The organism is Photorhabdus aballayi, assembly GCF_026153155.1.
In the GTDB taxonomy this organism is placed as follows: Bacteria; Pseudomonadota; Gammaproteobacteria; order Enterobacterales; family Enterobacteriaceae; genus Photorhabdus; species Photorhabdus luminescens.
Genome location: NZ_JAPFCD010000023.1, coordinates 1 through 26,981 on the forward strand (window position 1 = coordinate 1; position 26,981 = coordinate 26,981).

Genomic DNA, 26,981 nt, shown 5'->3' on the forward strand with positions numbered 1-26,981 from the left:
AAAGCTTGATGCTCAAAGAATTGTACTGTTAGTTCGTAATGAATTAACTGTTGTTCACTCTTCAAGACTTTAAAACGTATTTTTTTGTGATACGGTCTTGTGAGTGCCCACACAGATTGTCTGATTAATTGTTAAAGAGCAGGCTGACATAAAAATTAATATTCTCGGTCAGCCGGGCTGCGTATATTACGCTTTTTGCCCGCAGAGTCAAGCGCTTATTCGCTTTTCTCTTCCTAGCCTGACAACGTTTATCAGCGTTGTGTCGGTCAGTGGTGGCGCATTATAGGGGATTCTTCGATGCTGGCAATAATTATTTTGAAAAAAATTGATCGTTTGATTAATCCCACAGCAAAGCTCTACTTTATACCCACTTACCAACAGATTTATCCACATATGACTAGTTGAATGAAAATTTATCGAGCATCACGCAAACGTTTTCGTTACAATTCGGTGGTTAAAATCATCAAGTGATTTTATCTGACTATATTGAAATGTTATTGCAGTGCCCATTTTTTATGTCCTGATTATAGTGGGTTCTTCCCAATAACATGTTACTGCCTGACAAAATCCAAGGGATCAAATCAATGCAACAGCTTCGTCCAATCCGTCGTGCCCTGCTTAGCGTTTCCGATAAATCAGGGGTTGTTGAATTTGCAAAAGCCTTATCTCAACGCGGTGTCGAATTACTTTCTACTGGCGGCACAGCTCGTTTACTCGCTGAATCAGATCTAAAGGTTACCGAAGTTTCAGATTACACCGGCTTTCCTGAAATGATGGATGGCCGAGTTAAAACACTGCATCCTAAAGTACATGGCGGAATCCTTGGCCGCCGTGGGCAAGATGATGAAATCATGGCGCAACACCAAATCTCACCGATCGATATGGTGGTTGTGAATCTATATCCATTCGCTCAGACCGTCGCTAAACCGGATTGTACTTTGGCAGATGCCGTTGAAAACATTGATATCGGCGGTCCAACTATGGTTCGCTCTGCGGCGAAGAACCATAAAGATGTAGCAATTGTGGTTAATAGCAATGATTACGAAAAAATCATTGAAGAGATGGATAACAATCAGGGGTCACTAACACAACCGACTCGTTTCGATTTAGCCATTAAAGCTTTTGAACACACTGCGGCTTATGACAGCATGATTGCTAACTATTTTGGCAAACTGGTTCCTCCTTATTATGGTGATACAACTCAGCCATCAGGACGTTTCCCTCGTACTCTGAATTTGAATTTTATTAAAAAGCAGGATATGCGCTACGGTGAGAACAGCCATCAGGACGCCGCTTTCTATATAGAAGAAAATCTCTCTGAATCATCTATTGCAACTGCAACTCAGTTACAAGGCAAGGCGCTTTCCTATAACAACATTGCCGATACCGATGCAGCGCTGGAATGCGTTAAGGAATTCGCGGAGCCTGCGTGCGTTATTGTTAAGCACGCTAACCCATGCGGTGTAGCAATTGGGAAAGATATCCACGAAGCTTATGATCGCGCATTCAAAACAGATCCAACCTCCGCTTTCGGCGGTATTATTGCTTTCAACCGCGAACTTGATATTAAAACTGCACAAGCGATTATCGACCGCCAATTCGTCGAAGTCATTATCGCCCCCTCAGTGAATAAAGATGTATTACCGGTGCTGGCTACCAAGCAAAATGTCCGCGTTCTGGTATGTGGTGAATGGCAAACCCGAATTGCCGGTCTTGATTTTAAACGAGTTAATGGCGGTCTACTGGTACAAGATCGCGATCTTGGTATGGTAGCAGCAACTAACTTACGTGTAGTTTCCAAACGTCAACCCACTGAGCAAGAAATGAAAGATGCTCTGTTTTGCTGGAAGGTTGCTAAGTTTGTCAAATCCAATGCCATTGTTTACGCAAAAAATGATATGACCATCGGTATTGGCGCAGGCCAAATGAGCCGTGTCTATTCCGCAAAAATCGCAGGAATCAAAGCAGCCGATGAAGGCTTAGAAGTTCAGGGATGTGCAATGGCGTCTGACGCCTTTTTTCCATTCCGTGACGGTATTGATGCCGCCGCGGCTGTCGGCGTGAGTTGCATTATCCAACCCGGCGGTTCAATCCGTGACGACGAGGTGATTACTGCGGCTGATGAACACGGTATTGCTATGATTTTCACCGGCATGCGCCATTTCCGCCACTAATCAATAGCAGGAGTTAATCTGATGAATATTTTAATTGTTGGCAGCGGTGGACGCGAACATGCTCTGGCATGGAAAGCAGCCCAATCTCCTTTAGCTGGTAAAGTCTATGTCGCTCCAGGAAATGCAGGAACTGCTCTGGAAAGTAATCTCGAAAACATTGACATCTCGGCAACAGATATCAATAGCCTATTAGCATTCGCACAAAGCCATGATATTGGACTAACTATCGTTGGCCCCGAAGCACCGTTGGTGATGGGTATCGTCGATGCATTCCAAAAAGCCGGATTGACTATTTTTGGTCCAACTCAAGCAGCCGCTCAATTAGAAGGTTCAAAAGCCTTTACCAAAGATTTTCTGGCACGCCATCAAATCCCAACTGCGGCTTATCAGAATTTTACCGAAATCGAACCCGCTCTTGCCTACCTAGATAAAGTCGGCGTCCCTATTGTTATAAAAGCTGACGGGCTGGCTGCGGGTAAAGGTGTGATTGTTGCAACGACACCGGAAGAAGCCCAATCTGCGATAAAAGATATGCTAGCCGGAAATGCATTTGGCGATGCAGGTCACCGTATTGTTATTGAAGAGTTTTTAGCCGGTGAAGAAGCTAGTTTTATCGTTATGGTCGATGGCAAGAATGTTATTCCAATGGCAACCAGTCAGGATCATAAACGCGTAGGTGACGGAGACACGGGTCCAAATACCGGCGGTATGGGAGCCTATTCTCCCGCTCCAGTCGTCACCGATGAAATCCACCAGCGTATTATGGAAGAGATTATTTATCCTACCGTTAATGGTATGGCTATTGAGGGCCATGTCTATACTGGTTTTCTTTATGCCGGTTTGATGATCAACCAGAATGGCGAACCGAAAGTGATTGAATTTAATTGTCGCTTTGGCGATCCGGAAACGCAACCCATCATGATGCGTATGCGTTCTGATCTTGTTGAACTCTGTCTGGCCGGAGCAAAAGGCGAGCTTGCTGGTAAAACTTCTCATTGGGATGAGCGCCCTGCTCTGGGGGTGGTGCTCGCTGCCGGCGGGTACCCTGCTGATTATCGCAAAGGGGATATTATTCATGGCTTGCCCCAACAAGAAAATGAAAGCAGCAAGGTTTTCCATGCAGGTACAGCAATGCAAGGCAATGACGTGGTTACCGCAGGTGGGCGCGTTCTGTGTGCTACAGCATTGGGAGAAACTATTATAGATGCACAGAGAAATGCTTACCAACAAGCAGAAGAGATTGAATGGAATAGCTGTTTTTACCGCAAGGATATCGGATATCGGGCAATTAACCGGTTGAAGTAATCATAAAATTGACGAAGGTCAGAGGCTGTCCTTCGTCGGTTCCCAACGACAAAAGTCATTATTGGCTACCAACAATAATTCGCGACCAGCAGGCGCTTCCAACCAGGCAATGGTTAATTGGCCGTAGCTGCTTTTTTCGCGCTGCTCAAGCCATGATCTCGCGTAAGGTTCAAACTCAATAGAAATCGTTTCACCTGCACAAGTAGTGACTTTACCGTTATTCCAGTGCCCTTGCATCAAACGCACATTTCCCACTATTAACGCATCACTTAATTCAAGCGTCCGTTTAGCGTCAAACTGCATACGAACAATATCATCGCTGGAAAGGAGTTCACGCCGCGTTTTCGACTGTTTTTGCATAAAAACCACATCACCGGATTTATCCAAACGAAGTTGTTCAGACAGTGGATTTTTATCATTCAAAATCTCACGACGAATTTGGCGCAAATCGCCCTGCTTATATTCATAAAAAGTCACGACAGTATTGTTATTACGGTAAGGGCTGTAAACACTCATTAGCACCCGAGGTTTACTATTCTGATCGTTGAGACGCCACAAGCGGACAACGCCATCATCTGCAATGAATCCACTTGCGCTGAAAGAAGGTTCTTTAGGTTGATTGGTACAGGCGCTGAGCGCGAAGACGAATCCTAGTGTCATCAGCCCCTGACGAACCAACAAAAGGGGATAAATAATACCCCTTCTATTTTTTCTTTTTTGCAATGAAATTATTTAACTGCGTCTTTCAGAGCCTTACCAGCAGAAAATGCAGGTACGTTTGCAGCCGCGATTGTAATTTCTTTACCGGTTTGCGGGTTGCGACCAGTACGTTCTGCACGGTGGTTAACTTTGAAAGTACCAAAACCGACCAGTTGTACTGAATCGCCCGCTTTCAGGGATTCGGTGATTGCATTCAAAGTTGATTCCAGAGCAGCTTTTGCCTGAGCTTTAGTCAGGTCTGTGCTTTCTGCGATTGCATCAACTAATTCAGTCTTATTCATAGATTATCCTTACAGTGTGTTTATCGTTTGCAAAGCATCGAGTGCGACGGATATGCCGAATGACAGCACCCCTGCATACACGCACCGATAGCCACTTCTTTTCACCCCCCAAATGTAGAACAGAGTGGGGGCAAAAGTGAAGCCTTTGAACATGGCATTTAAAGCATTAAATCACGTTTTTTCACTTTACTGCGTTAAATTTATACCAATGTTACTCGTTCCTGACTCCCGGAGGTCAGCTTTCAATCCTTTAATCAACTCAATATCCCGCTCTTCGCAGCTAACCAATAAGCGATAAATTTCCCATTGGATATCCCACTCTTGTTCAATAGCAGGTAACATTTTCAGTTCTTCATCGGTCATTTCTTTTCCGGCCTGAGTCATTTCAAGCATCGCAACGGTGCGAATCGAAATTTCACTCACTGCAATTGCATGCTCCAATGTTTCACCACTCAGACGAGCATGAATAGTTTCCCCTAATGCAATACATGCATCAATTGCCGGGTACACACCGTAAATATCGTAATCATCCGCAGAGGGAATAACTTGCTCCAACTTTTCCAGCTGATTATCAAAATTCACCTTGGCATCTTTTACAACTAATATTTCCCACACCAAATCCAGAATACGGCGGTAAAGAGCAGGTTCTGCAAACGCTGTCTGGCGACAGAACATCTGGTAATTTGGATACATCCGCTCGCACAGACTTGCCATAAAGGTCAGATGCTGCCAGCCTTCAAGTTTTTCCAGCCGTAAATGTATCGGGTTTCGTAACATTAGTTTTTACTCATTATGCACAATTTGCTCCGCAGTTTACCTGAAATTCAAGAATATCCACACGCTTACACCGAATTTAAGGATTTTTCTGCATCATTTGTTCAAAAAATGGCCTATTTGAGGCTACACCATCTGCCCAGCGGGTTGTTTCAGGCAAGCGATAACCTTTCATGCAACGTTCCACCCATAGCAATGCACTATCAAGACTGATTCGGTGCCCTGTAGAAATATACAATGGATTACAACGTTTTTTACTTCGCCATACCCAACCAATCTGTTCCTCTTTATCAAACAAAGGTTGGCAACTGCCGGGCTGTTCTCCCAATGGCTCACTTTCACCACATAAACGACGTTTCGCCACACCAATGGTAGGTACATTCGCCAATAAACCAAAATGGCTGGCAACACCTAAACGGCGTGGATGAGCAATGCCATGACCATCCACCATCACCAGATCAGGTATGTGTTTCAACAACTGCCAGGCAGCCATCAATGCTGGGTATTCACGGAAAGAGAGCAAACCGGGGATATAAGGCAGCGTAGTATCAATGCGGGCTACCTGATATTCCACCAGTTCAAGGGTAGGATAAGAAAGAACCGCTATCGCTGCACGAGTAATCGCCCCCTGTTGTTCGAAACCCACATCAGCGCCAGCAATCAATTTAGGTGGGGAAAAATCATCATAACGGATAACTTGTTGAGCTTTTTCTATTTGTTCCTGGCGTAACGCTTTCGTATTAATCATATTTTTACTGATGATATTTAGCTGAAAGTTTATGTACCGCCTCAACAAATACACCCGCGTGTTCCGGCAGCACATCCTGATGGATACCATGACCAAGGTTAAAGACATGACCAGAACCTGTCCCAAAACCTTGCAAAATTGTCGAAACTTCCTGTTCAATCCGCTCTGGAGAAGCGTATAACATGGATGGGTCCATGTTGCCCTGCAAAGCGACTTTATTTCCCACACGACGGCGTGCATCGGCAATATCTGCCGTCCAGTCCAAACCAAGCGCATCACAACCGGTTTCAGCCATTGCTTCCAGCCATTGCCCGCCACCTTTAGTAAACAGTGTCACCGGCACACGACGACCTTCATTCTCACGGATCAGGCCATCAACAATTTTGTGCATATAATGCAAAGAAAATTCCCGATAATCCCGCCCCGTCAATACTCCCCCCCAAGTATCGAAAATCATTACAGACTGAGCGCCTGCTTTAATCTGAGCATTGAGATAAAGAATAACGCTGTCTGCCAGCTTATCCAGCAACAAATGCATTACGGTAGGTTCGGCGTACATCATTTTTTTAATTTTAGTGAATGCTTTACTGCTGCCACCTTCCACCATATAAGTCGCCAGTGTCCACGGGCTACCGGAAAAGCCAATCAAAGGAACCTGCCCCGCCAACGCTTTACGAATCGCACGTACTGCATCCATCACATAACCCAGTTCCATTTCCGGATCGGGTACTGGCAGCTTTTCCACATCAGCACGACTGAAAACAGGAGATTTAAAACGAGGCCCTTCACCTGCTTCAAAATAGAGTCCCAGTCCCATAGCATCAGGAATGGTGAGAATATCAGAGAAGAGAATCGCCGCATCCAGCGGATAACGCCGCAAAGGTTGTAAAGTAACTTCACAAGCGAGTTCAGTGTTTTTACACAAAGAAATAAAATCACCGGCTTCAGCACGAGTAGCTTGATACTCAGGTAAATAGCGGCCAGCCTGGCGCATCATCCAAACAGGTGTAACATCAACGGGTTGACGTAGTAAAGCTCGCAAATAACGGTCGTTTTTCAGCTCATTCATGACAGGCTCCATCTATTTATTGGCCGCAATATAATCTGACTACAATGATTAGACGCCATTGTAACATGATAGGTAGATCTCTCCCGTTGAATTGCGCAACTGTACATTATGTATTTCGGCACAGAGCAACCGTATCTTCAATCAGCCGACGGGCAATAGTATTGTGTGGCGGAATCAATGGCAGTTGATCATAGTGATACCAACCTGCGCTAATTAGCTCTTTCGGATCATGACGGATCTCACCACCGCCATAATCAGCCAGAAATGCCATCATCAATGAATGAGGAAAAGGCCACGGTTGAGAAGCCACATAACGTAAGTTGCGAATTTTAATATTACTCTCTTCCATCACTTCACGGGCCACAGCTTCTTCGAGTGTTTCACCGACTTCAACAAATCCCGCAAGAACTGTATATATGCCTCCACGATGACGTTGGTGTTGAGCCAGCAAAATATGATCATCCCGACGAATACCGACAATAATACAAGGTGCAATCTGCGGATAATAACGTTCATGGCAGTGATGACACAAACAAGCCCATTCATTAATACTATGATGCATTTCACTACCGCAATAACCACAATATTGATGAGAGCGATAAAATTCCGCCAATTGCACTCCCCGGCCAGCTAATTGAAATAAACCGCGCTCACTTGAAATAATGTTTCGTAAAGAAACCATATTTGCAGCCATTTTCTGACGAATAAGCCAAACTTTCTCACCTTGCCACTCACCAATAGGCAAGGCTATTTTTCCTTGCAGAGACCATTGATTTGCCATTCCAAAAGGTAATTCTCCTTTAGGAAGCCAAATACGATTCTCGTCACTGATAACCCACCAGCCCCGTTCTATATCTGTTACTTGTTGTTGAATCATCATTATGGGATCTTAATTTATTATACATATCTGTATAAATCATACGCTTTTTAATCAAAAAAGCGTGCTTTATTACTATTGCCATATACCATATGGCTCGATTTAACTGTAATAAGCGTTATTCTCAACTATCAATATACTTTGACCTGAGGAACACAACACCATGTCACAATTGCTTGCCGTGTTTGATCTGGATGACACCTTAATTTCCGGGGATTCCAGCGCTATCTGGACAGAGTTTTTATGGGAAAAAGGGATCATTACTGATCCAAGTTTTATCGAAGCAGATAAAAAAATGATGGCTGATTACAACGCTGGTTCACTGGATATGAGTGGTTATCTGGCATTTAGCCTGCAAACACTGCATCAAATTCCACAAGAACAAGTTGATCTTTGGCTGACTGAATTTATTAACGAAAAAATCAAACCTCGATTTTATCCGCAAGCCAAAGCGCTTATTACTGAGTATCAACAGCAGCAAGTCCCAGTGATGATCATCTCAGCCACAGTTTCTTTTATTGTGAAAAAGATTGCTATCGAATTGGGCATTCACACTGCTCTGGGCATTGATATGGTGGTGGAAAATGGCTGTTATACCGGCCAAATAGACGGTATTGCGACTTTTCGTGAAGGGAAAGTCAAACGAATAAAACAGTGGCTGGAACAACAAAATAATTATCCTGAAATTATTCGTTTTTACAGTGATTCAATTAATGATCTACCAATGTGTCAATTTGCCGATGAGGTAATTACGGTCAATGCCGATACCCGTTTAAAAACCCAAGCACAACAACATGGCTGGAAACAATTAACCTGGTCACTGTAAATACTTTCAATCAGTAAGGGTTGTAGTTTTCACAATCCCTTCTATACTACTGCTTACTTTCTTGTCGGAGTGCCTAGCGTAAGCTGTCTTATCGCAGCATACACAGGCTGAGACCGTTAATTCGGGATCCGCGGAACCTGATCGGGTTAATACCTGCGAAGGGAACAAGAGTAATCAACCGCTGTCAGCCCACCCAATTTTTCACGGGTCTGTCCAGCCATCAATTATTACTCCTGCGAGCTCCAGACAAGCAACTTTCCCAATAACACAGTTAGGAATTTGCTATGTCTCATAATAATGTTATCCCTACAACCGATATCTCGCCAAAACCCAATCCGGCACGCCCACGTAAAGCACAACGCGATGCTGCTCAAGAATTTATTAATTCTATTCAAGGAGTGACATTCCCAAATTCACGACGAATTTATCTTCAAGGTTCCCGCGACGATATCCAAGTTCCAATGCGTGAAATCCAGTTATCACCTACTTTAATTGGCGGCACCAAAGAAGAACCTCAATATGAAGAAAACGAAGCCATCCCGGTTTATGATACTTCCGGCGCTTATGGCGATCCTGATGCCAAACTGGATGTACATGTTGGGTTAACCAAACTACGCCAACCGTGGATCGCCGAACGCCAAAATACTGAACCTGTTGCTACCCTCAGTTCTGATTTTACGCAGCAGCGCCTAACGGATGCCGGTCTCGATCATTTGCGTTTCAATCATCGCCCCCATCCATTAAAAGCCCGTAAAGGCAAATGCGTTACTCAACTGCACTACGCCCGTAAAGGCATCATCACACCGGAAATGGAATTTATCGCACTGCGGGAAAATATGGGACGCGAACGTATCCGCGGTGATGTGTTACGCCAACAACATGCTGGACAAAGTTTTGGCGCTCAGTTGCCAGAAAATATCACGCCAGAATTTGTCCGTCAGGAAGTCGCAGCCGGTCGGGCAATTATTCCCGCCAATATTAATCACCCTGAATCAGAACCGATGATTATTGGTCGCAATTTTCTGGTGAAGGTTAATGCCAATATCGGTAACTCTTCAGTCACCTCTTCTATTGAGGAAGAAGTAGAAAAGTTAATCTGGTCTACTCGTTGGGGTGCAGATACGGTCATGGATCTCTCTACTGGCCGTTATATCCACGAAACTCGCGAATGGATCTTACGTAACAGCCCGGTTCCCATCGGTACAGTCCCTATTTATCAGGCGCTAGAGAAAGTCAATGGCGTAGCGGAAAATCTCACCTGGGAAATATTCCGTGATACCTTGTTGGAACAAGCAGAACAAGGGGTAGATTACTTCACCATTCATGCCGGTGTATTACTGCGCTATGTACCGATGACAGCCAAACGCCTCACTGGAATTGTCTCCCGCGGTGGTTCAATTATGGCGAAATGGTGCCTGTCTCATCATCAAGAAAACTTCCTCTACCAACATTTCCGTGAAATTTGTGAAATCTGCGCCGCTTATGATGTTTCCCTATCATTGGGAGACGGCCTACGCCCCGGCTCTATTCAAGATGCCAACGATGAAGCGCAGTTTGCAGAACTACACACATTAGGTGAACTGACCAAAATTGCCTGGGAATATGATGTTCAGGTGATGATCGAAGGTCCCGGACATATTCCTATGCAGATGATCCGCCGCAATATGACGGAAGAATTGGAACATTGTCACGAAGCCCCTTTCTATACCCTTGGCCCACTCACAACAGATATTGCACCCGGTTATGACCACTTCACTTCCGGCATCGGCGCAGCTATGATCGGCTGGTTTGGCTGCGCCATGCTCTGTTATGTAACGCCAAAAGAACACCTCGGTTTGCCAAATAAAGATGATGTGAAGCAAGGGCTGATTACCTACAAAATCGCTGCTCACGCCGCTGATCTCGCCAAAGGCCATCCGGGCGCACAAATCCGCGATAACGCCATGTCCAAAGCACGTTTTGAATTCCGCTGGGAAGATCAATTTAATCTGGCGCTCGATCCCGATATCGCTCGCGCCTATCACGATGAAACCCTGCCACAAGCCTCCGGTAAAATTGCGCATTTCTGTTCTATGTGCGGGCCTAAATTCTGTTCTATGAAGATTTCTCAAGAAGTACGCGATTACGCCGCCTGCATGGAACAGATGTCCGAAGCATTCCGCGCCCACGGTGGCGAGTTGTATCACAGCGTAGAGGATGTATCCCATGAACAATCAGCCTAACGCGCCATTCGCCCCAACTGAACACAGATTAGGGCTGTATCCGGTCGTGGATTCGCTAGAGTGGATTTCCCGCCTGTTACAGGCAGGCGTCGCCACAATTCAGTTGAGAATTAAGGACCTATCAGAAGATCAGGTGGAAGAAGATATTAAGCAAGCCATTATGCTCGGTCGCCAATACAACGCTCGTCTGTTTATTAACGACTACTGGCGACTGGCAATAAAGCATGGCGCTTATGGTGTCCATCTGGGGCAAGAAGATTTAGCGATCGCTGATCTGAGCGCCATCCAAAAAACGGGATTGCGGTTAGGCATCTCTACCCACGACGAACAAGAGTTAGCGCTAGCAAAATCTCTGCGGCCGTCTTATATCGCTCTCGGCCACATTTTCCCAACCACGACCAAAGAGATGCCATCTACCCCACAAGGACTGGAAGCACTGAAACTACAGGTAGAAAACACACCAGACTATCCCACTGTCGCCATCGGAGGTATTTCTCTTGAACGCGTACCGGATGTCATTGCAACCGGAGTCGGCAGTGTGGCGCTGGTGAGCGCAATTACTAAAGCAAAAGATTGGCGTCAGGCAACTGCACAACTGCTTCATCTGGTTGAAGGCATTGAGTTGAAGGGATAGAGAGGTTCTTATGCTGAATGATCAAGAATTTATGCGTTACAGCCGACAACTGTTGCTCGAAGATATTGGCCCGGAAGGGCAGGAAAAACTGAAATCCAGCCGCGTACTGATTGTCGGACTGGGCGGGCTAGGCGCTCCCGCCTCTCTCTATCTGGCCGGAGCAGGTGTGGGAACAATTTATCTCGCTGACGATGACCAATTACACATCTCCAATTTACAACGGCAAATACTTTACCGCACCGAAGAGATCCCTGCCGCAAAAGCTGAACTTGCAGCCAATCAACTCAATGCATTGAATCCGCTGATAAAAACAATGGTCCTTAATCAACGCCAGAATCTGGAATCTCTGACAACAATCGTGAAGCAAGTCGATCTAGTTCTCGATTGTAGTGACAATATGACAACCCGCCACGCGATCAATGCTGCTTGTGTGGCAACGCGAAAACCATTAATTAGCGGTAGTGCTGTCGGTTTTAGCGGCCAACTTATGGTATTTGAACCCCCTTATCTTCATGGCTGCTATAGCTGTCTCTACCCTGAACAGGAAGAACCTCTACGAAATTGCCGAACTGCGGGGGTATTAGGTCCGGTAGTCGGTATTATCGGCACATTACAGGCATTAGAAGCCATCAAAATGTTAACTGGGCTTCCCTCTCCGTTAAGCGGCAAACTCCGACTGTTTGATGGTAAGCAGCAAAGTTGGAGCACACTACAACTTAACCCGTCGCAGCAATGCCCGATCTGCGGAGATATGGCATGAAAATTACGGTAAACGACCAGCCGATGGAGCTTATGGCTCCTCTGGCTATACAGCAATTGCTAGAACAACTTGAACAAACACAACCGGGAATGGCGCTGGCTATTAATCAAACCATTATTCCGCGTTCAGAGTGGAATACGCATCGAATTAATGATGGAGACAATATCCTTTTATTTCAGGCTATTGCTGGAGGTTGATATGTTAAAAATTGCTGATACGACTTTTAATTCCCGTCTATTTACCGGCACAGGCAAATTCGCCAATGCAAATTTAATGACTCAGGCTATAGCCGCTTCCGGCAGCCAGCTTGTCACGATGGCGATGAAACGTATTGATTTACAGAGCGGTAATGACGCTATTTTGGCGCCATTGCAAAAACTTGGCGTCAAATTACTGCCAAATACTTCTGGGGCCAAGACCGCAGAAGAAGCCCTGTTTGCTGCTCGTCTGGCCCGTGAAGCACTGGCGACCAACTGGATCAAATTGGAGATCCATCCTGATGTGAAATACTTATTGCCTGACCCGGTTGAAACCCTCAAAGGCGCAGAAATGTTGGTTAAAGATGGGTTTGTCGTTCTGCCATATTGCAGTGCTGATCCCGTTTTGTGTAAGCGTCTGGAAGAAGTGGGTTGCGCGGCGGTCATGCCTTTAGGCGCACCGATCGGCTCCAATCAGGGGCTACTCACCCGAGATTTCCTGCAAATTATTATCGAGCAAGCACAAGTGCCGGTGGTCATTGATGCCGGCATCGGTGCGCCAAGCCATGCATTGGAAGCGATTGAACTGGGCGCGGATGCCGTATTAGTCAACACTGCCATTGCCGTTGCGCGTAATCCAGTCAAAATGGCTCAAGCCTTCAAAATAGCGATTGAAGCGGGTGAATTATCCTATCAAGCTGGCCTGGCAAGTCCAAAACAACATGCTGTCGCATCCAGTCCACTGACTGATTTTCTAGGGGTGCTTTGATGATTCATCATCTGATGAGCGGTAATTTTAGTTACCGCTGGCAGCAATTGGACTGGGATGATATTACCCTTCGCATTAATAGCAAAACTGCGCAGGATGTTGAACGGGCATTAAGCAGTCACAAATTAAATCTGGACGATTTCATGGCCTTGCTATCTCCGGCAGCGAAACCCTATATCGAACCACTGGCACAACGGGCACAGAAACTGACTCGTCAGCGCTTCGGTAACACCGTTGGTTTTTATGTACCACTTTATCTCTCCAATTTGTGTGCCAATGACTGCACCTATTGCGGATTCTCAATGAGCAACCGCATCAAACGCAAGACACTGAATAAAGATGAAATTATTGCCGAATGTCAGGCGATTAAAGCGTTAGGCTTCGACAACCTGTTATTAGTCACTGGAGAACATCAGAGCAAAGTTGGTATGGATTATTTCCGCCGCTATCTGCCACTTATCCGCGAATATTTCAGCTCGATAATGATGGAAGTCCAGCCCATGACGCAGGAAGAGTACACAGAATTAAAAACTCTGGGGCTAGATGGTGTGATGGTTTATCAGGAAACCTATCATGAGCCAACTTACCTGTTGCATCATCTACGAGGTAAGAAACGGGATTTTCACTGGCGATTAGCAACACCTGATCGCCTTGGCCGTGCAAAAATCGATAAAATCGGTTTAGGAGCATTGATTGGCCTCTCTAGTCATTGGCGAACAGACTGCTATATGGTGGCGGAGCATTTATTCTTTCTGCAACGCACCTACTGGCAGAGCCGTTACTCTATTTCATTCCCTCGTTTGCGCCCTTGTGCTGGGGGCATAGAGCCAGCATCGCTGATGAGTGAAGCAGAACTGGTACAACTGATTTGTGCTTTTCGGCTATTTGCGCCAGATGTTGAGCTTTCTATTTCTACCCGTGAATCTCCATTCTTCCGCGATCATGTCATACCATTGGCAATCAACAATGTTAGCGCTGGTTCGAAAACCCAACCCGGTGGTTACGCAGATAGTAGCCACGAAGAATTGGAGCAATTTATGCCACATGATAACCGTTCTGTTTATCAGGTCGCAGACGTATTAATTAAAGCCGGGTTACAACCTGTCTGGAAAGATTGGGATAGCTATTTAGGTCGATAATCTAATTTTCTTTTTTGTTAAATAATTTGATTTTAAGTAGAAGCCTTTAATAGACAATAACGACAGAAAATAGGATTTAATATAACAAACTGTCTGGTTTCAATACCAGACAGTAATAAAGAAAAATACGATTTACAAGAAAATAATTGTCGTTTTAAATATCTATTTTGAATTTAAAATAAAAATTCACCTATATAGTTCTAACCAACATTATAAAATCTCTTTTCATCACAAATATTTTATTTCCGCATAACCATTTTATGCATAGTTAAAACTTAACTTTTAATATACAAATATATCACTTATCGACATACAAATTCTCTACATAAAACAAAAAAGCCCGTATTCTAATAATCATTAACTGAACAGTTTATTTTTCATAAATAACTTGATTTCCTGTTTTAAAAATAAAATTCCAATTTATACCAATAAATAATGAGAATAATAATCCATGTATACTGAATATATTGAAAATTACCCTCATTTGTTTTATTTTTATACCAATTTACTCAAATTACAACTCACCACCAATAAAAAATACAATTGAGTATTATCCTATTATTGATAAAGTGCCCCCCCGAAAAACAAAGCGCTTAAAGAAATTAAATTTATTTCTATTTACTTAAAAAGGACTAATATATGAACGTACAAGAGATCCTGAATAACGAAGATTATTCTGATAACAAGAAAAACTCTCATAAAGAACTGGTTAACGGTTCATTCGAAGAAGGATATAACGGCTGGAGAATCCCCGCCCCTGAATCAGTAGAAATCTTATCTGAAAATGGCATTCACTTTATCAGAATTCAAAGTGTTACTGGTTCTGGCGTCATTGATCAAATTATAGAAGGATTAGAACCCAACACTAAATATAAACTAACAGCTACAGCTCGCGTATCAGCAGAATGGGCCTCATCAGCTTATTTTGGTTTACAGAGTCGCACCGATGGCCCTAATTCTTTTGCTGTGAACAGCACCGATTTTACAACCGGTTCGGTAGAATTAAGTACAGATCAAGAGGGACTTTTACGCGTTTATTTATTGAAAGACCAAGTTGGCCATCGCCCAGATGGAGAAACCGCTGACTTTACCGGTTTTGTTTTAGAAAAAGCCTAAATATTTAACTTCGAAGTAGTTTGAAATTAAAACACACTCGGAACAAGGAAGCTCCGGGTGTTTTAATATTGGTTGAAAAAATAAAATCATAAATTAATATTTTAATTGAAATATAGTTCAATTATTTTAAAATAAATTCCCATCAAAATAATTTAGCCGTCTCATTTATTTTCACATTAATTATCACAAACTTAATATTTAATCAAAAAACATGATTGAATATTTTTTCATTATTGATAAAGTGTTTACAGGAAAAAATCATTAAGCAAAATTAAATTTAATTGTTATTCATTTAAAAGGACGAATATATGAATATAAAGAAAATGCTACATAGAGTAGATTATTCTGATGCAAAAAACGCCAATAAAGAACTGATTAATGGTTCATTTAACGAAGGATATCATGGCTGGAGAATCCCAACCCCTGAAACTGTAGAAATCTTATCCGAGAATAGCATTAACTTTCTTAGCATCCAAAACTATTCCAGCTCTGGTGTCATTGATCAAATTATAACAGGGTTGGAACCTAACGTTAAATATAGACTGACGGGTACAGCACGCTTATCGACTCAACAAATACCACAAAGGGCCTTGCCCGCTTATTTTGGCTTACAGAATCGCACATTTGGCCCTGAATCCTTTACTGTAAATAGCTTCAATTTTACGACTGGCTCAGTTGAATTAAATACAGATGAAGAGGGACTTTTACGTGTTTACATGCTGAAAGACCAATTTATAGAACTTCCAGAAGAAGCAACTGCTGACTTCACGGGTTTTATTCTAGAGAAAACCTAAGCATTTAACTTAATCCGAATTCTGTTCAAGCCGTCACCGAAAAATCATCTTCCGAATAGAAAACTTTCAGTGATGGCTTCTTCCATTTAAGGCAATAAGCAATCAAACCACCTAAAACGGTCAACATAAATCCTGTTATACTTCGGTGGCGAGAATGCGCTATTTGAGAAATAGTTTTTAATTGCCCATTAATCGTTTCGATGATGAAACGCATTGATAACATTATCTTATCCCACTCAGCCAGCAGCTGGGTTTTCATATTTTGGCGCTTTTAGGTGACAAAAGTGACACCTGTTTTGCCTAAATCGTCTGCCAGTTCCTGACTAAGATAACCTTTATCGCCGTAAAGCAAACCCGTTAATTTTGTTGTTAATTCGCGAACAGGTTCCCGATCATCCACATTACCGGCCATGATTTTAAGCGCCAGAATTTCACCCTAGTGATTGACAACCCGGTGTAATTTGAAACATCCCATTGAATTTTTTCCACGCTTTTCTATCCCGGCAAAGACCTTATTCCGGGGAATGCGAATGTTATGGCAGACACTCAAACTCGTGGAATCAATAAAAGCAATGCCTGTGGGTTTTCCTTTTAATTTAGTCAGATAGCTGCATAGTGGTGCCAAAACGGAAGGGGCCACACAGACAAAACGGAGATAGCTGAGCAAGGTGGAAAAATCATTGTGGTGATATTGACAAATGTGTCCTAGATAAAAATTTTCAAAGTCCCGGTAATGTGGCAGATGGAAAAGGATCAAAATGGTTATGATTTCACTGGGATACATGTGACCTTTTCGGCGGCGTAAACGATGCCAGTTATCGAGACAAAATTGCTCCCATTAAGGGATGAAAAAACGGCAAAAATCATCGACATCACAGAAAATTTCAACTAAGTTGTCCATATCCTGTTCCTCCTTGGAGCTGTTTCGGCATACACTAAAACACTGCTCCCGGAACAGACTTCATGTCAATTTCTTATCCAGAATTCGGGTTAATTAGACTAGAGTTAGAAATAAAGATAGAGAAAAGAATAAAATGAGCAAAGAATATACAGAACAATATCGATATGTTATTGGTACACTAGGCGAAAGCTGGATCGATCCTACAGAAAAAAAATCTCGTGGAAAATTAGACATAATAATAGAAGAATTCAGAGATGAGAATGGTAACAAACGATATGCACCGATAAACATAGAAGAACACTTCTGCGACACAGAGAAAGTCTTCATTACAGGCCCATTCGATGAGTTAGAAAGAAAATACGAGCCACATCAGCTATTACTCGCGGAGGTTACACGCGCGAATAAATCCGAAGCTAATCAACAAAGTCATATAGCTTATTATAAAGCAGTGCAACTAATTAAGAATACAGATCTACTTGAAGTATTATCTGCCCATAATGATTTCAATCCAGATGAACCAATTTTGCACTTAGCTCACACTCCTTCTACAAATCTCATTATGCTTTCAACCAATATAGATGGTGAAAATTTTATTCAAGGACCATTTGCTTACGATATAACCGAGCAAGGCGAAGATGGATATAAAGTAAACCTACGTTATCCAACTACCCCGTTACCTGGCAAGATCTTGGGTGATCACATGATCGGAAAATTAAAGCGAGAGCTATGCGAAGAGCAACTCATCGACGTTACTTTAAGGCAAAGATTGACGGTATTTCTAACTAATGTAACTCAATTTATCAATAAGCTTACACCTAAAGATCAGGTTGATATCATAGATGCTGAAACTTTGATTCTCAACTATGTGGAGCCATTATTAAAAGATTCTATATTCCGAGCAGATGGTGGACGACTAACAAAAAAAGGTATTGAAGTACTGCGCAAGAATGTAAAAAGTGGACGTCAATTTAAAACAGAACAACCTAGATATTTACGTACTGTAGGGTTACTTGCCGAAACTGCTGAATTTGATTCAAATATGACAAAACTCAAAGATGAGTTACTGAGAATGCCAGAAGGCCAGCGTTTCTTAAATGAATTTTTGACAAAAAATGAGGCTGCTTTCTATGAAAAGTACAGAGCAAATCATCTTCAACATATTGAACAAGAAGCCAATATAAGACGTGTTGAAGTTGAACGATTAGAAAATAAAAAACAATCTCTTTCAGACGAACTAAAATCCATAGCACAGCAGAAAAGTGAAAAAGAAAATGAGCTTCGTCAAATGGAGGAAAAGAGAAAAACAGAATTAGAAGAACAAGTGATGCAAGAGCTCAAAGACCGTCATACTGAACTCCAGAGAGAAATTGCTAATAGAGAACTACTTTTGTCAGACTTGAAAGCACAACATTCAAATTACGAAACTCATCAAGAGTTACTAGATGCAATAGAAGAAAAAAGAAACGAATATCGTACTATTGATAGGATGGTACAAGAAAGCGAAAATTCGCTTGAAAATGTAAAAACCCAAATCAAAGAATCTTCTGCGAAATTGACAGAGCAGTTTGTCAATATCAAAGCTGGATTCGAAGCTATGACACAACCAAATAAAACATCCAAAACTAAATGGGATTTTCGCTCTCCTAAAGCTAATCGCTTGGACACAACGAATAAAGTAAAGGCTCAACAAGAATACCTTGAGGAATTGGACAAGGCATTATGTAGTTATAGTAGGCATCTTGATCCTGAGCAACTAATTAATCTTGTAACTACGCTAGCACAAAACCAGTTTACTATTTGTTCCGGTTTACCTGGAACGGGGAAAACTAGTTTGATTAAGCGACTAGGCCAAGCTATGAATCTTGGATACAGACAGCACACAATCTCAGTATCAAGAGGGTGGATGTCTTCAAACGATATATTGGGATACTACAATAGCCTCGCAGGCTCCTATCAACCAGCAGCAACGGGTCTTTGGGAATTATTATTAACAATGCAGGACGAAAACCCCGAAGAAGTAACGCCTTCTATACTACTCTTAGATGAAATGAACCTAAGCTCCCCAGAACACTATTTTAGCAATTTCTTGGATTTAGCTGACGGTGAAAGTAGGAGAGAAATTTTTACGGGTTATCCTGAGAAAGAGCGAATTATTGTACCAGATTATATCCGCTTTGTAGGCACAGTAAATAGTGATGAAACAGTACAGCCACTATCACCAAGAATGCTTGATCGTGCGGCAGTAATACCTTTCGATGACCTAATAAGTGAAATATATTTAGAAAATACTAGCTCTAAAAAGGACATTACTATGGAACCAGTTTCTGCGATAGATTGGTTATCTTTATTTGAAGGAAAAGGAACCCGACTTTCCGGTGAAGCTCATTCAATTATGAGTGAAATTACCAGTATTCTTGAGGATGACCATGAAGAGCTAGGAAAACGAATTCTTATATCTTACCGCAAACGTCGTTTAATTTCTAATTTTGTAGAAGTGGCTGGAGCTCTATTAGTTGAATACGAAGGCCAAATCACCGCGCTAGATCGCGCTATTCTTCAACATGTTTTACCTAGTTTAAACGGCTATGGAGATAGTTTTGCTGAACGACTGAAGCGCCTGCATTCCGCATTAAAAAAACATGGTCTTAATATGTCAGCTAAGCACCTTCGCAAAATTATTTTAGAAGGTGAAGAAGCCCTCAATAGCTATCGCTATGTAGTTTAAAAAGGAAAAACAATGTTGGATTTAACCCTTGAGGTCAATCCTGGGCGCACTTTTAAAGGTTTCGCTTGCGAATTAATTAGTAAAGGGAATGCAATTCATGGTGATTGGTCAATACCTGAAGATGCCCAAATAGGAATTCAACTGATAGTACGTGATAAAGCCCTAGAGTTTGGAACTCCAATATTGTATATCGGTGACGTCGTTCATGAGATGTCATTAACTACATCAATAGATGATAAACAAAATTGGTGTGTATTGTTTGATGAAGATCAAACCGTTGGGAAGCCATTTTATAATTTTGTAGGTAGAAGCGAAATAATTTTGGCATTTCAAAAAATAGATATTCGGATTAGGAGCTTAGTTAATATCCAAGCTAACTTAGTAAACGCAGAGCTAGCTGAAAGTATGCTTAAGTATTTATATACCCATTATGCAAGTATAGTATCGCTATGTTTCTCTCGCTCAAGGGTTGATGGTAGCACTGGTAAAGGCAATGAAGATTCAATAACTCGTCTAATAGCAGAGGCTCAAAGTGGAATAGAGCTTTGTGAATCAGTATGGCCTGAATTGTTATCCAGAGTCCGGGAACAATGGGAGACTGAATTGCAAATAAAGCAAAAAACTTTACCAAATTCACCGCAGGGTGTTACCTGGCTTACTCAGCATCCAGAATTCATTCATTTTTGTCATCAGGAAGAACAAACGTTGAGATTGAGAGGCTATCCAACCAAGATCACACAAGGAGCCTGGGAAGAAACTATTCATAATAGAGATTTACTAGAAAATAGAATTATCCATGCCTACTTAGCACATCTTGAACAAAAACTAAGTAAAGCAAAAAAAGTATTGCTAACTGATTTCCTTGGAAGCAATACGAAAGATAATATTTCAGATTTTGGCGAATATATAAATTTAGATCATATTTTAAATAAATACCGACTTCCTATTTTAGAAGGGTTATCAAAAAATTTAGATAGTCTACTATCTCGCGTGAGATTTTTGCGTAAGAATCTGAATGCAGTCGTAAAAATACCTAAAGATTTAAAGCCTATTCCTCCAACTGTAACCCCTTTTGTTGCTCGAACACCTAGCTATCTAAAGGTATATGAAAAAATTGCTAGATGGTATGAATTCGGCAATATAGAAATAGGTATAGGGGATTTGCTATTTGGATTACGTCATTTGAGTACACTATATGAGTTTACTGTGTTAACACAGCTAATTTCAGCACTACGAAATACCGGTGCAAATTTACTCAAACAAGGTTGGCGTGATTACAGTGAGGCTAAATTCGGGGGGGAGGAAAAAATACGTCCTATAAATGCAATCAATAATTACTTCTATTTTTCACATGAATCACGAAGAATGGAAATAGAACTATTTTATGAGCCCAAGATCTGGACAAAACACAAAGCTCAGCCTGGTGATCCAGTGGATGTCTGTATCGAACATCAAGGCAAAGATTGGCAGTACCGAAGTCCTGACTATGTACTACGCATATGGATTGGGGGTAGTACCGAGCCAATACTATTAATTCTTGACGCTAAATTCTCATCGGACTACTGGATTAAGCGTGAAAAATTACCTGATTTAGTTAATAAATACCTACTTGGATTACATCAAAAAAGAAGCGATGGTAGTTATGGCCGTTTACCAATACAAGCTGTTTGGGCTCTCTACCCTAAAGGGCAAGCGGAAAAGGTAGATTTTTATGCGTCGTATCACTCAATCGGAGAGCGTGAAAGTATATTACCTTCGCTTGAAGGGATCCGAGTAAAACCCAATGAAGAGGCTCGCTTATCTATAATGCTTGATAAATTATTTCAACAGATTGAACAAGAATCACTCATAAAAAAAACAGAGCACCTATATAATAAACAATTACCATTCTTTATGCAGGAACCTCTTGAAATTTTAGGTAATCAATTGCACTAATCAAATATGTAGGGAGAATTTGCTCTACTTTAATTAAACACAGATGAAGAAGGACTTTTACGTGTTTACATGCTGAAAGACCAATTTATAGAACTTCCAGAAGAGGCAACTGCTGACTTCACGAGTTTTATTCTAGAAAGAGTTTAACCACCTGACCTTGATACATAACACCCGAAGCACATTGCCCCGGGTGTTTTAAAGCCTGTCTCAGTAGAGATAATTCTCCGAAAATAGCTCTATCTAACTTAAATCATGCAATGGTTTTTTTATTGGCGGCGTCAATTGGAAATCAGAAAATCGCACCTGTAATCCGTGCCGTTCTGGAGAACAACACATTGCACCAACAAAGACGGGTTGTTTATCTTCAAAAAAAGGAGACAACCTCAACAATGGCCACCGTAAACCATCAGTGGAATATTGCAGTCTTAAATATCCCTCTTCACGAGTCAAACGTAACCAGAATTTACTAGAATCTCCAGGAAATACGCCCATAGACCAATCAGAATGGTTACGTGTCAGTACACTGCCAATCGTGGCATGACCATCAGAATATTCAATTCCGCCTTTCAGCCAATGTTTCTCATCGACTAATAGCATGACTCCCGCTTGATCGTACAAATGTTCAAAACAGCCTTCAATACAGAGTTGAAAGGTGAAATCATCCTCAATATAACGCCCAAAAACATGACCATTATGACGTTCAAAGCCATACCATGTTCGTTGCCAAAAGTCAGTTTTATGATCTGTAGTGACATTAAGCCAGTCGCTTCCACATTGCCAATCAGATGGTTCATTAAGCCAATGATATTGTGACAAACCCATAGGAACTCCCTCTATTATCTTCCGCTAGAATCAATCAATTTATATCCTGCAAATAAGGAAATAGAGAGTAAAGCAATACAAGCAAAAGCGCCGTGTAATGTCACAATATGCGCTAATCCGCCAATGAGCGCAGGTCCCAACAAAATTCCTGAATATCCCATTGTCGAAACCGCAGCGACGGCCAGTGAATCAGGCATAATTTTCTGTTGACCAGAAGCGGTAAAAAGCATTGGCGCTATATTGGATAATCCGGCCCCGATCATCAGGAAAGAAAGCCCTAGCATTATTGCCGTTGATGCTGAGTAAATAAGGATAAACCCGGAAGTGGCCAATAAAGCACTGCTGATAAAAACCCGTCGGTGTCCATAAAGGGCAATGATCTTATCACCGAGAAAACGGCCCGATGTCATAGCAATAGCGAACAAGGTATAACCGATACCCGCCTGATGACTACTGATATTATGTACGCTGGTTAATAATATACCGCTCCAGTCTAACATTGATCCTTCCATGATATAGGCGACAAAACAGAGAAAGCCCAATAAAATCACGATCCCATGAGGCACAGCAAAGAATGGCGTATTACCCGCTTCGGCTTCGTTCAATAACCCATTCCATACCGGCAGTAGCAGTAAAATAATCAGTAATACCGCCATTGCCATCACCTGGAGAGGTGATATTCCCACAGATAATAATGCACTCACCGATCCTGCACCGGCGATCCCGCCCAAACTAAATAACGCATGAAAGCCAGACATAATTGGCCGCCGAGCCATTTTCTCGACCATGACAGCATGGATATTGACCACAACATCCATTGCGCCAATACCTGCGCCAAAGATAAATAAAGCGCAAGCCAACGTTAGCGGTGTCGGTAATATACTTAACCCTGGCAACATCACTAGCACGATCAAAGCACATAAAGTGAAAATTTGCCGGCAACCGAAACGTGCAGCTAACATGCCAGCCATTGGCATCATGATGAAAGAGCCTATACCAAACGCCAACATTAGCAGCCCCATAGCGCCATTATCAAGTTGCAGCCGTTCCTTAGCTAAAGGAATAAGAGGAGCCCAACTTGCAAGACTAAAACCAGCAATAAAAAAAGCGGCGCGCGTCGCCATAATGGGTTGTTTTACCAAAGAGATAATATTCTGATCAGACAACTCATGTTCCTTCTATATAAATAAAATGCCCTCCGCTATGACTAACAGAGGGCATATAAGTTACACAAAATTAATTTTAGAAAATTGCGGAATATCGGTCAGCGTCCCGATAATACGAGTTGCCTGTTGATACTGTTCCGCAACTGATAAAGCATGGGGCCAAGCATATACATAGGGAATACCTGCCTGCGTTGCTGCTGTAATCCCCAAATCAGTATCTTCAATCACTAATGTCTGATGAACATCCATAGACTTCAATTTCAACATAGCAAGATAGGGATCAGGATGAGGTTTCGTCCTCGCAACATCATCACCCGAGATTAAAGCCGGGCTTTCATTCAACTCCAGTAATCCAATATTTGCCAAACACACTTCCCGCGGCGCAGTAGAGACAAAGCCAAAAGGGATATTGTGCTGTTGTAAAACCGCTATCAACCGGGAAATCCCAGGCCGTAGGTAACTTTTAGACAGCTTATCTTTGTAAACCGAGACGATTTGCGCAGTGATCTCTTTCTGCTGTTGAGCTGGAACTCCAATATAATCTAACGTTTCTGCCAAACTCAGGCCAATAAGTTGCTGTGGTTGTATATGCTGTGTGTAGTCAGGAGCCAAATCACAAAGAACATCAAAGTGCAGTTGTTCACTGTCAACAATGACCCCATCGATATCAAAAATCACATTAAATCTATCCATGTGAAACATTCCATTATTTTAGATCGGAAATACGGATAAGCACTTTACAGTTCGGAGTAAACAGTGGTTTTTGAGTTTTGCACGCAATATCACAGCCAACAGTGAGAAAAGCCTGCAAGTAATCATTAAAATCAAAAACTTGGCTGACCAGACGACCGGCTGGAATAACACCATCACGGATCATGGTATAAGCACGCTCAAAACTGTTATTCAGAGAATCGATGGAACCAATCACTGAAAGGCTCTTATCAGCAATTTTCAAGATATCAAGATTGGCATGCTTATCTTTAAGCGCGACATTTAACAATTTTCCGCCAGGCGCCAAATGTTCAAAAATATATTCGGTTAACTGCCCGGTCGTATCCACACATAGATCGATAAGCGCTAATTTATCGCCATATTGTTGCGTCAATGCCTCATCAAAATCAGTATATAGCTCACATTCTGGCGGCAAATTTTCTTTGGCGAATTGAACACGACTTTCGTTTTTCTCGACCATGAAAGCCTTAACGCCTCTGGCATGTAAAGCCCAAATGTAGAGCATCCCCATTGGACCCGCGCCAGCTACCGCTGCACGAATATTAGTATGAGTAATACCCAGTTTATCAACCCCGGTCAGCGTACAACTGAGTGGCTCAGTCAGTGATGCCTCTTCCATACTGACATGATCATCCAGCTTTATCAGTGAACTCTCTTTAGCCAGATATTGCTCAGCAAATGCCCCGTCATAGGAAACCCCCGCTTCGGTTCCCAATTTTTTCTCGCAATGATTTGGACTGCCGGTCTGGCACATCCGACAATGCCCACAAGAATAGGTTGGATTGATGACAACACGGTCACCCACATTAAAACGCGTGATCCCCTTCCCTATTTGCGTAACAACTCCCGTTGTTTCATGGCCCAGCGTGGTCCCCGGAATAGCAACAGGATAAGATCCGGTGATAATCCCAACATCTGTACCACAAACGCCACACACCGCAATATCAACGACGACATCATCAGGCTCCACACAGCGTAACGGTTCAACATCCTGAATTTGCACATCCCACACCCGATTAAATTTAAGTGCTTTCATTACGCTACCTCCTTGGTATCCAGCATATTTAATGTCATATCAGCAAAAGTCAGATCAAGCTTATACAGAATTTCGTTTAAATGTTCCTGAGTACAAATCAACGGGGGACGAACTTTAAGCGCACGACCTTTACCATAACGAGAGCCGCGGATGATTAAATTATGAGAATTAGCGACTGCAATCGCTTGTGCTGCAAATTCTGGTGATGGCGTATCAAAGCCAAACATATAACCGACGCCCCTGACACCCGTAATTTCTGGGTATTTATGTTGTAATGTTAATAAGCCATCACGTAAATAAGCTTCATTACGTTGCACATTCTCCAGAACCTGTTCTTCTTCGATGATATCGATAATTTCGTTGAGCGCTGTTAATGAAAGAGGGTTAGCGCCTGATGTACTGGAATGTTCGAATGACTCTAATACATCTAATGAACTCCGCATCAGCACACCACCGGTAGGAATACCAATACCACCAGCGCCTTTAGCGAAAACAATAATATCGGGTTCTAATTCTTTGGCATAACCGGTTGAAGCGAAAAATGTCCCGGTACGGCCAAATCCAGTTTGTACTTCATCTGCGATAATAATAATGTCATGTTGATGGCAGATATCTCTGATCTTACGGAAAAAATCGACAGGGAAAACGTTATTTCCGCCGTTTCCTTGGATAGGTTCAATGATAAGACAAGCAATATTGTCATTTGAACCTAATTGAATAAATTGTTCCAAGTCAAAATATTGATTATGCTCTGTATTCGGTTCAAATTCTGACATGACGCTAGCAGGGGTCGGAATTTTTAAAGAACCATCAATATTGACATGGAAATCTTTAATCCTAAAAGCGTTACCAGAAATTTGCGCTGTAGCTAAAGACTGGCCATGATGAGCCAGAAAAAAAGAGATAACTCCTGAACGCCCCGTTGCTTTTTGCGCGATGCGAATTGCACATTCAACTGCCCCAGAACCGGAAACATCACGCAACCATATTCTATCAATGCCCTCTGGAGTATGTTTAACTAATTTAGCCAAAATATATTGTGACATTTCATGGGTATAAGCTGAACTTAGATGTGTACACCTATCGATCTGCTGTTTTAATTTTTCTGTTATTCTGCGATTAGTGTACCCAAGTGGAAGGTTAAATGTTCCCGAAGCTGCATCAATATACTTTTCACCATCTATTTCCAAGTAAGGACCGTTACCAACAAAGCGAGAAAGCATATCTTCAAACCGTTTTCCATTTTCCATCATTTCATT

At 42.3% G+C, this 26,981-nt stretch carries 24 protein-coding genes, 1 pseudogene and 1 riboswitch; of the genes and pseudogenes, 13 read left to right on the plus strand and 12 right to left on the minus strand.

The genetic code is table 11. The features are described 5' to 3' along the window. The first annotated feature begins 584 nt into the window (after window positions 1–584). Window positions 585–2,174, plus strand: a complete 1,590-nt coding sequence (gene purH, locus OO184_RS12820; protein ID WP_265379520.1) for a bifunctional phosphoribosylaminoimidazolecarboxamide formyltransferase/IMP cyclohydrolase — start codon at window positions 585–587, stop codon at window positions 2,172–2,174. A gap of 21 nt (window positions 2,175–2,195) precedes the next feature. Next, window positions 2,196–3,479, plus strand: coding sequence for a phosphoribosylamine--glycine ligase (gene purD / locus OO184_RS12825; protein ID WP_265379521.1), 1,284 nt, complete (start codon window positions 2,196–2,198; stop codon window positions 3,477–3,479). 18 nt (window positions 3,480–3,497) lie between these two features. Here the strand turns inward: purD and OO184_RS12830 are convergent, their stop codons facing one another. The 6 genes from OO184_RS12830 to nudC form a co-directional block, all read right to left on the minus strand. Beyond that, window positions 3,498–4,139 (minus strand): DUF1481 domain-containing protein, encoded by a 642-nt coding sequence (locus OO184_RS12830; protein WP_265379522.1) that lies wholly within the window; start codon window positions 4,137–4,139, stop codon window positions 3,498–3,500. A 68-nt stretch (window positions 4,140–4,207) separates the two neighbouring features. Continuing rightward, complete coding sequence (gene hupA, locus OO184_RS12835) at window positions 4,208–4,480, minus strand: nucleoid-associated protein HU-alpha (RefSeq protein ID WP_012776594.1); 273 nt, start codon at window positions 4,478–4,480, stop codon at window positions 4,208–4,210. A gap of 186 nt (window positions 4,481–4,666) precedes the next feature. Next, complete coding sequence (locus OO184_RS12840) at window positions 4,667–5,257, minus strand: YjaG family protein (protein ID WP_265379523.1); 591 nt, start codon at window positions 5,255–5,257, stop codon at window positions 4,667–4,669. 76 nt (window positions 5,258–5,333) lie between these two features. Continuing rightward, window positions 5,334–6,002, minus strand: coding sequence for a deoxyribonuclease V (gene nfi, locus OO184_RS12845; RefSeq protein WP_265379524.1), 669 nt, complete (start codon window positions 6,000–6,002; stop codon window positions 5,334–5,336). Window positions 6,003–6,006: 4 nt separating this feature from the next. Then, window positions 6,007–7,071: a uroporphyrinogen decarboxylase gene (gene hemE / locus OO184_RS12850; RefSeq protein WP_265379525.1), complete on the minus strand. Its 1,065-nt coding sequence runs from the start codon at window positions 7,069–7,071 to the stop codon at window positions 6,007–6,009. 106 nt (window positions 7,072–7,177) lie between these two features. Then, on the minus strand, window positions 7,178–7,951 hold the full coding sequence (nudC, locus tag OO184_RS12855) for an NAD(+) diphosphatase (protein ID WP_283256298.1): 774 nt from the start codon (window positions 7,949–7,951) through the stop codon (window positions 7,178–7,180). Between the two features lie 160 nt (window positions 7,952–8,111). On the opposite strand from nudC, the gene OO184_RS12860 reads away from it, so the two are divergent. The 9 genes from OO184_RS12860 to OO184_RS12900 all read left to right on the plus strand — a co-directional run bounded on the left by OO184_RS12860 (window position 8,112) and on the right by OO184_RS12900 (window position 16,405). Beyond that, on the plus strand, window positions 8,112–8,774 hold the full coding sequence (locus OO184_RS12860; RefSeq protein ID WP_265379526.1) for an HAD family hydrolase: 663 nt from the start codon (window positions 8,112–8,114) through the stop codon (window positions 8,772–8,774). Between the two features lie 55 nt (window positions 8,775–8,829). Beyond that, window positions 8,830–8,955, plus strand: a riboswitch (TPP riboswitch). Window positions 8,956–9,058: 103 nt separating this feature from the next. Next, entirely contained in the window at window positions 9,059–10,996 is a 1,938-nt protein-coding gene (gene thiC, locus OO184_RS12865) for a phosphomethylpyrimidine synthase ThiC (protein WP_265379527.1), read from the plus strand. Beyond that, window positions 10,980–11,630 (plus strand): thiamine phosphate synthase, encoded by a 651-nt coding sequence (gene thiE / locus OO184_RS12870; RefSeq protein ID WP_265379528.1) that lies wholly within the window; start codon window positions 10,980–10,982, stop codon window positions 11,628–11,630. The genes thiC and thiE overlap by 17 nt, the downstream gene beginning before the upstream one ends. A gap of 10 nt (window positions 11,631–11,640) precedes the next feature. Beyond that, window positions 11,641–12,390: a HesA/MoeB/ThiF family protein gene (locus OO184_RS12875; protein ID WP_139656720.1), complete on the plus strand. Its 750-nt coding sequence runs from the start codon at window positions 11,641–11,643 to the stop codon at window positions 12,388–12,390. Further along, on the plus strand, window positions 12,387–12,587 hold the full coding sequence (thiS, locus tag OO184_RS12880) for a sulfur carrier protein ThiS (protein ID WP_165578634.1): 201 nt from the start codon (window positions 12,387–12,389) through the stop codon (window positions 12,585–12,587). Before OO184_RS12875 ends, thiS begins: the two co-directional genes overlap by 4 nt. A gap of 1 nt (window position 12,588) precedes the next feature. Continuing rightward, a complete protein-coding gene (locus OO184_RS12885) occupies window positions 12,589–13,356 on the plus strand; it encodes a thiazole synthase (protein WP_265379529.1) in 768 nt (255 codons plus the stop codon). Window positions 13,357–13,370: 14 nt separating this feature from the next. After that, window positions 13,371–14,495, plus strand: coding sequence for a 2-iminoacetate synthase ThiH (gene thiH, locus OO184_RS12890; RefSeq protein ID WP_265379566.1), 1,125 nt, complete (start codon window positions 13,371–13,373; stop codon window positions 14,493–14,495). A gap of 639 nt (window positions 14,496–15,134) precedes the next feature. Further along, window positions 15,135–15,611, plus strand: a complete 477-nt coding sequence (locus OO184_RS12895) for a carbohydrate binding domain-containing protein (protein WP_049585692.1) — start codon at window positions 15,135–15,137, stop codon at window positions 15,609–15,611. Between the two features lie 308 nt (window positions 15,612–15,919). After that, window positions 15,920–16,405, plus strand: a complete 486-nt coding sequence (locus OO184_RS12900; RefSeq protein WP_265379530.1) for a hypothetical protein — start codon at window positions 15,920–15,922, stop codon at window positions 16,403–16,405. A gap of 25 nt (window positions 16,406–16,430) precedes the next feature. Here OO184_RS12900 and OO184_RS12905 read toward each other — a convergent pair. Further along, window positions 16,431–17,306, minus strand: a pseudogene (locus OO184_RS12905) (IS982 family transposase). Window positions 17,307–17,439: 133 nt separating this feature from the next. Between OO184_RS12905 and OO184_RS12910 the strand changes: the two are divergent. Then, window positions 17,440–20,031 carry a DUF8727 domain-containing protein gene (locus tag OO184_RS12910; protein WP_265379531.1) on the plus strand — a complete coding sequence of 864 codons (2,592 nt, stop codon included), beginning with the start codon at window positions 17,440–17,442 and terminating at the stop codon, window positions 20,029–20,031. Window positions 20,032–20,043: 12 nt separating this feature from the next. Next, entirely contained in the window at window positions 20,044–21,966 is a 1,923-nt protein-coding gene (locus OO184_RS12915) for a hypothetical protein (RefSeq protein ID WP_265379532.1), read from the plus strand. 240 nt (window positions 21,967–22,206) lie between these two features. Here the strand turns inward: OO184_RS12915 and OO184_RS12920 are convergent, their stop codons facing one another. Genes OO184_RS12920 through OO184_RS12940 form a run of 5 tightly spaced genes read right to left on the minus strand, consistent with a single transcriptional unit; the run spans window position 22,207 to window position 26,972 of the window. Next, window positions 22,207–22,788: a DUF1349 domain-containing protein gene (locus OO184_RS12920; protein WP_265379533.1), complete on the minus strand. Its 582-nt coding sequence runs from the start codon at window positions 22,786–22,788 to the stop codon at window positions 22,207–22,209. Between the two features lie 14 nt (window positions 22,789–22,802). Beyond that, on the minus strand, window positions 22,803–23,954 hold the full coding sequence (locus tag OO184_RS12925) for an MFS transporter (RefSeq protein ID WP_265379534.1): 1,152 nt from the start codon (window positions 23,952–23,954) through the stop codon (window positions 22,803–22,805). 60 nt (window positions 23,955–24,014) lie between these two features. Next, on the minus strand, window positions 24,015–24,647 hold the full coding sequence (locus tag OO184_RS12930; RefSeq protein WP_265379535.1) for an HAD family hydrolase: 633 nt from the start codon (window positions 24,645–24,647) through the stop codon (window positions 24,015–24,017). Between the two features lie 13 nt (window positions 24,648–24,660). Then, window positions 24,661–25,722: a zinc-dependent alcohol dehydrogenase gene (locus tag OO184_RS12935; protein WP_265379536.1), complete on the minus strand. Its 1,062-nt coding sequence runs from the start codon at window positions 25,720–25,722 to the stop codon at window positions 24,661–24,663. Then, a complete protein-coding gene (locus tag OO184_RS12940) occupies window positions 25,722–26,972 on the minus strand; it encodes a class-III pyridoxal-phosphate-dependent aminotransferase (RefSeq protein ID WP_376712560.1) in 1,251 nt (416 codons plus the stop codon). The genes OO184_RS12935 and OO184_RS12940 overlap by 1 nt, the downstream gene beginning before the upstream one ends. Window positions 26,973–26,981: the final 9 nt, after the last annotated feature.

What these genes read in the sequence shown, in the direction of transcription:
- OO184_RS12830 (WP_265379522.1), bottom strand. Translation starts at nt 4,139, where the DNA reads ATGACACTAGGATTCGTCTTCGCGCTCAGCGCCTGTACCAATCAACCT.
- hemE (WP_265379525.1), bottom strand. Translation starts at nt 7,071, where the DNA reads ATGAATGAGCTGAAAAACGACCGTTATTTGCGAGCTTTACTACGTCAA.
- OO184_RS12930 (WP_265379535.1), bottom strand. Translation starts at nt 24,647, where the DNA reads ATGGATAGATTTAATGTGATTTTTGATATCGATGGGGTCATTGTTGAC.
- nfi (WP_265379524.1), bottom strand. Translation starts at nt 6,002, where the DNA reads ATGATTAATACGAAAGCGTTACGCCAGGAACAAATAGAAAAAGCTCAA.
- OO184_RS12900 (WP_265379530.1), top strand. Translation starts at nt 15,920, where the DNA reads ATGAATATAAAGAAAATGCTACATAGAGTAGATTATTCTGATGCAAAA.
- OO184_RS12920 (WP_265379533.1), bottom strand. Translation starts at nt 22,788, where the DNA reads ATGGGTTTGTCACAATATCATTGGCTTAATGAACCATCTGATTGGCAA.
- OO184_RS12875 (WP_139656720.1), top strand. Translation starts at nt 11,641, where the DNA reads ATGCTGAATGATCAAGAATTTATGCGTTACAGCCGACAACTGTTGCTC.
- OO184_RS12910 (WP_265379531.1), top strand. Translation starts at nt 17,440, where the DNA reads ATGAGCAAAGAATATACAGAACAATATCGATATGTTATTGGTACACTA.
- thiH (WP_265379566.1), top strand. Translation starts at nt 13,371, where the DNA reads ATGAGCGGTAATTTTAGTTACCGCTGGCAGCAATTGGACTGGGATGAT.
- thiE (WP_265379528.1), top strand. Translation starts at nt 10,980, where the DNA reads ATGAACAATCAGCCTAACGCGCCATTCGCCCCAACTGAACACAGATTA.
- hupA (WP_012776594.1), bottom strand. Translation starts at nt 4,480, where the DNA reads ATGAATAAGACTGAATTAGTTGATGCAATCGCAGAAAGCACAGACCTG.
- OO184_RS12860 (WP_265379526.1), top strand. Translation starts at nt 8,112, where the DNA reads ATGTCACAATTGCTTGCCGTGTTTGATCTGGATGACACCTTAATTTCC.
- thiS (WP_165578634.1), top strand. Translation starts at nt 12,387, where the DNA reads ATGAAAATTACGGTAAACGACCAGCCGATGGAGCTTATGGCTCCTCTG.
- nudC (WP_283256298.1), bottom strand. Translation starts at nt 7,951, where the DNA reads ATGATGATTCAACAACAAGTAACAGATATAGAACGGGGCTGGTGGGTT.
- purD (WP_265379521.1), top strand. Translation starts at nt 2,196, where the DNA reads ATGAATATTTTAATTGTTGGCAGCGGTGGACGCGAACATGCTCTGGCA.
- OO184_RS12840 (WP_265379523.1), bottom strand. Translation starts at nt 5,257, where the DNA reads ATGTTACGAAACCCGATACATTTACGGCTGGAAAAACTTGAAGGCTGG.
- OO184_RS12885 (WP_265379529.1), top strand. Translation starts at nt 12,589, where the DNA reads ATGTTAAAAATTGCTGATACGACTTTTAATTCCCGTCTATTTACCGGC.
- OO184_RS12935 (WP_265379536.1), bottom strand. Translation starts at nt 25,722, where the DNA reads ATGAAAGCACTTAAATTTAATCGGGTGTGGGATGTGCAAATTCAGGAT.
- OO184_RS12895 (WP_049585692.1), top strand. Translation starts at nt 15,135, where the DNA reads ATGAACGTACAAGAGATCCTGAATAACGAAGATTATTCTGATAACAAG.
- thiC (WP_265379527.1), top strand. Translation starts at nt 9,059, where the DNA reads ATGTCTCATAATAATGTTATCCCTACAACCGATATCTCGCCAAAACCC.
- OO184_RS12915 (WP_265379532.1), top strand. Translation starts at nt 20,044, where the DNA reads ATGTTGGATTTAACCCTTGAGGTCAATCCTGGGCGCACTTTTAAAGGT.
- purH (WP_265379520.1), top strand. Translation starts at nt 585, where the DNA reads ATGCAACAGCTTCGTCCAATCCGTCGTGCCCTGCTTAGCGTTTCCGAT.
- OO184_RS12940 (WP_376712560.1), bottom strand. Translation starts at nt 26,972, where the DNA reads ATGGAAAATGGAAAACGGTTTGAAGATATGCTTTCTCGCTTTGTTGGT.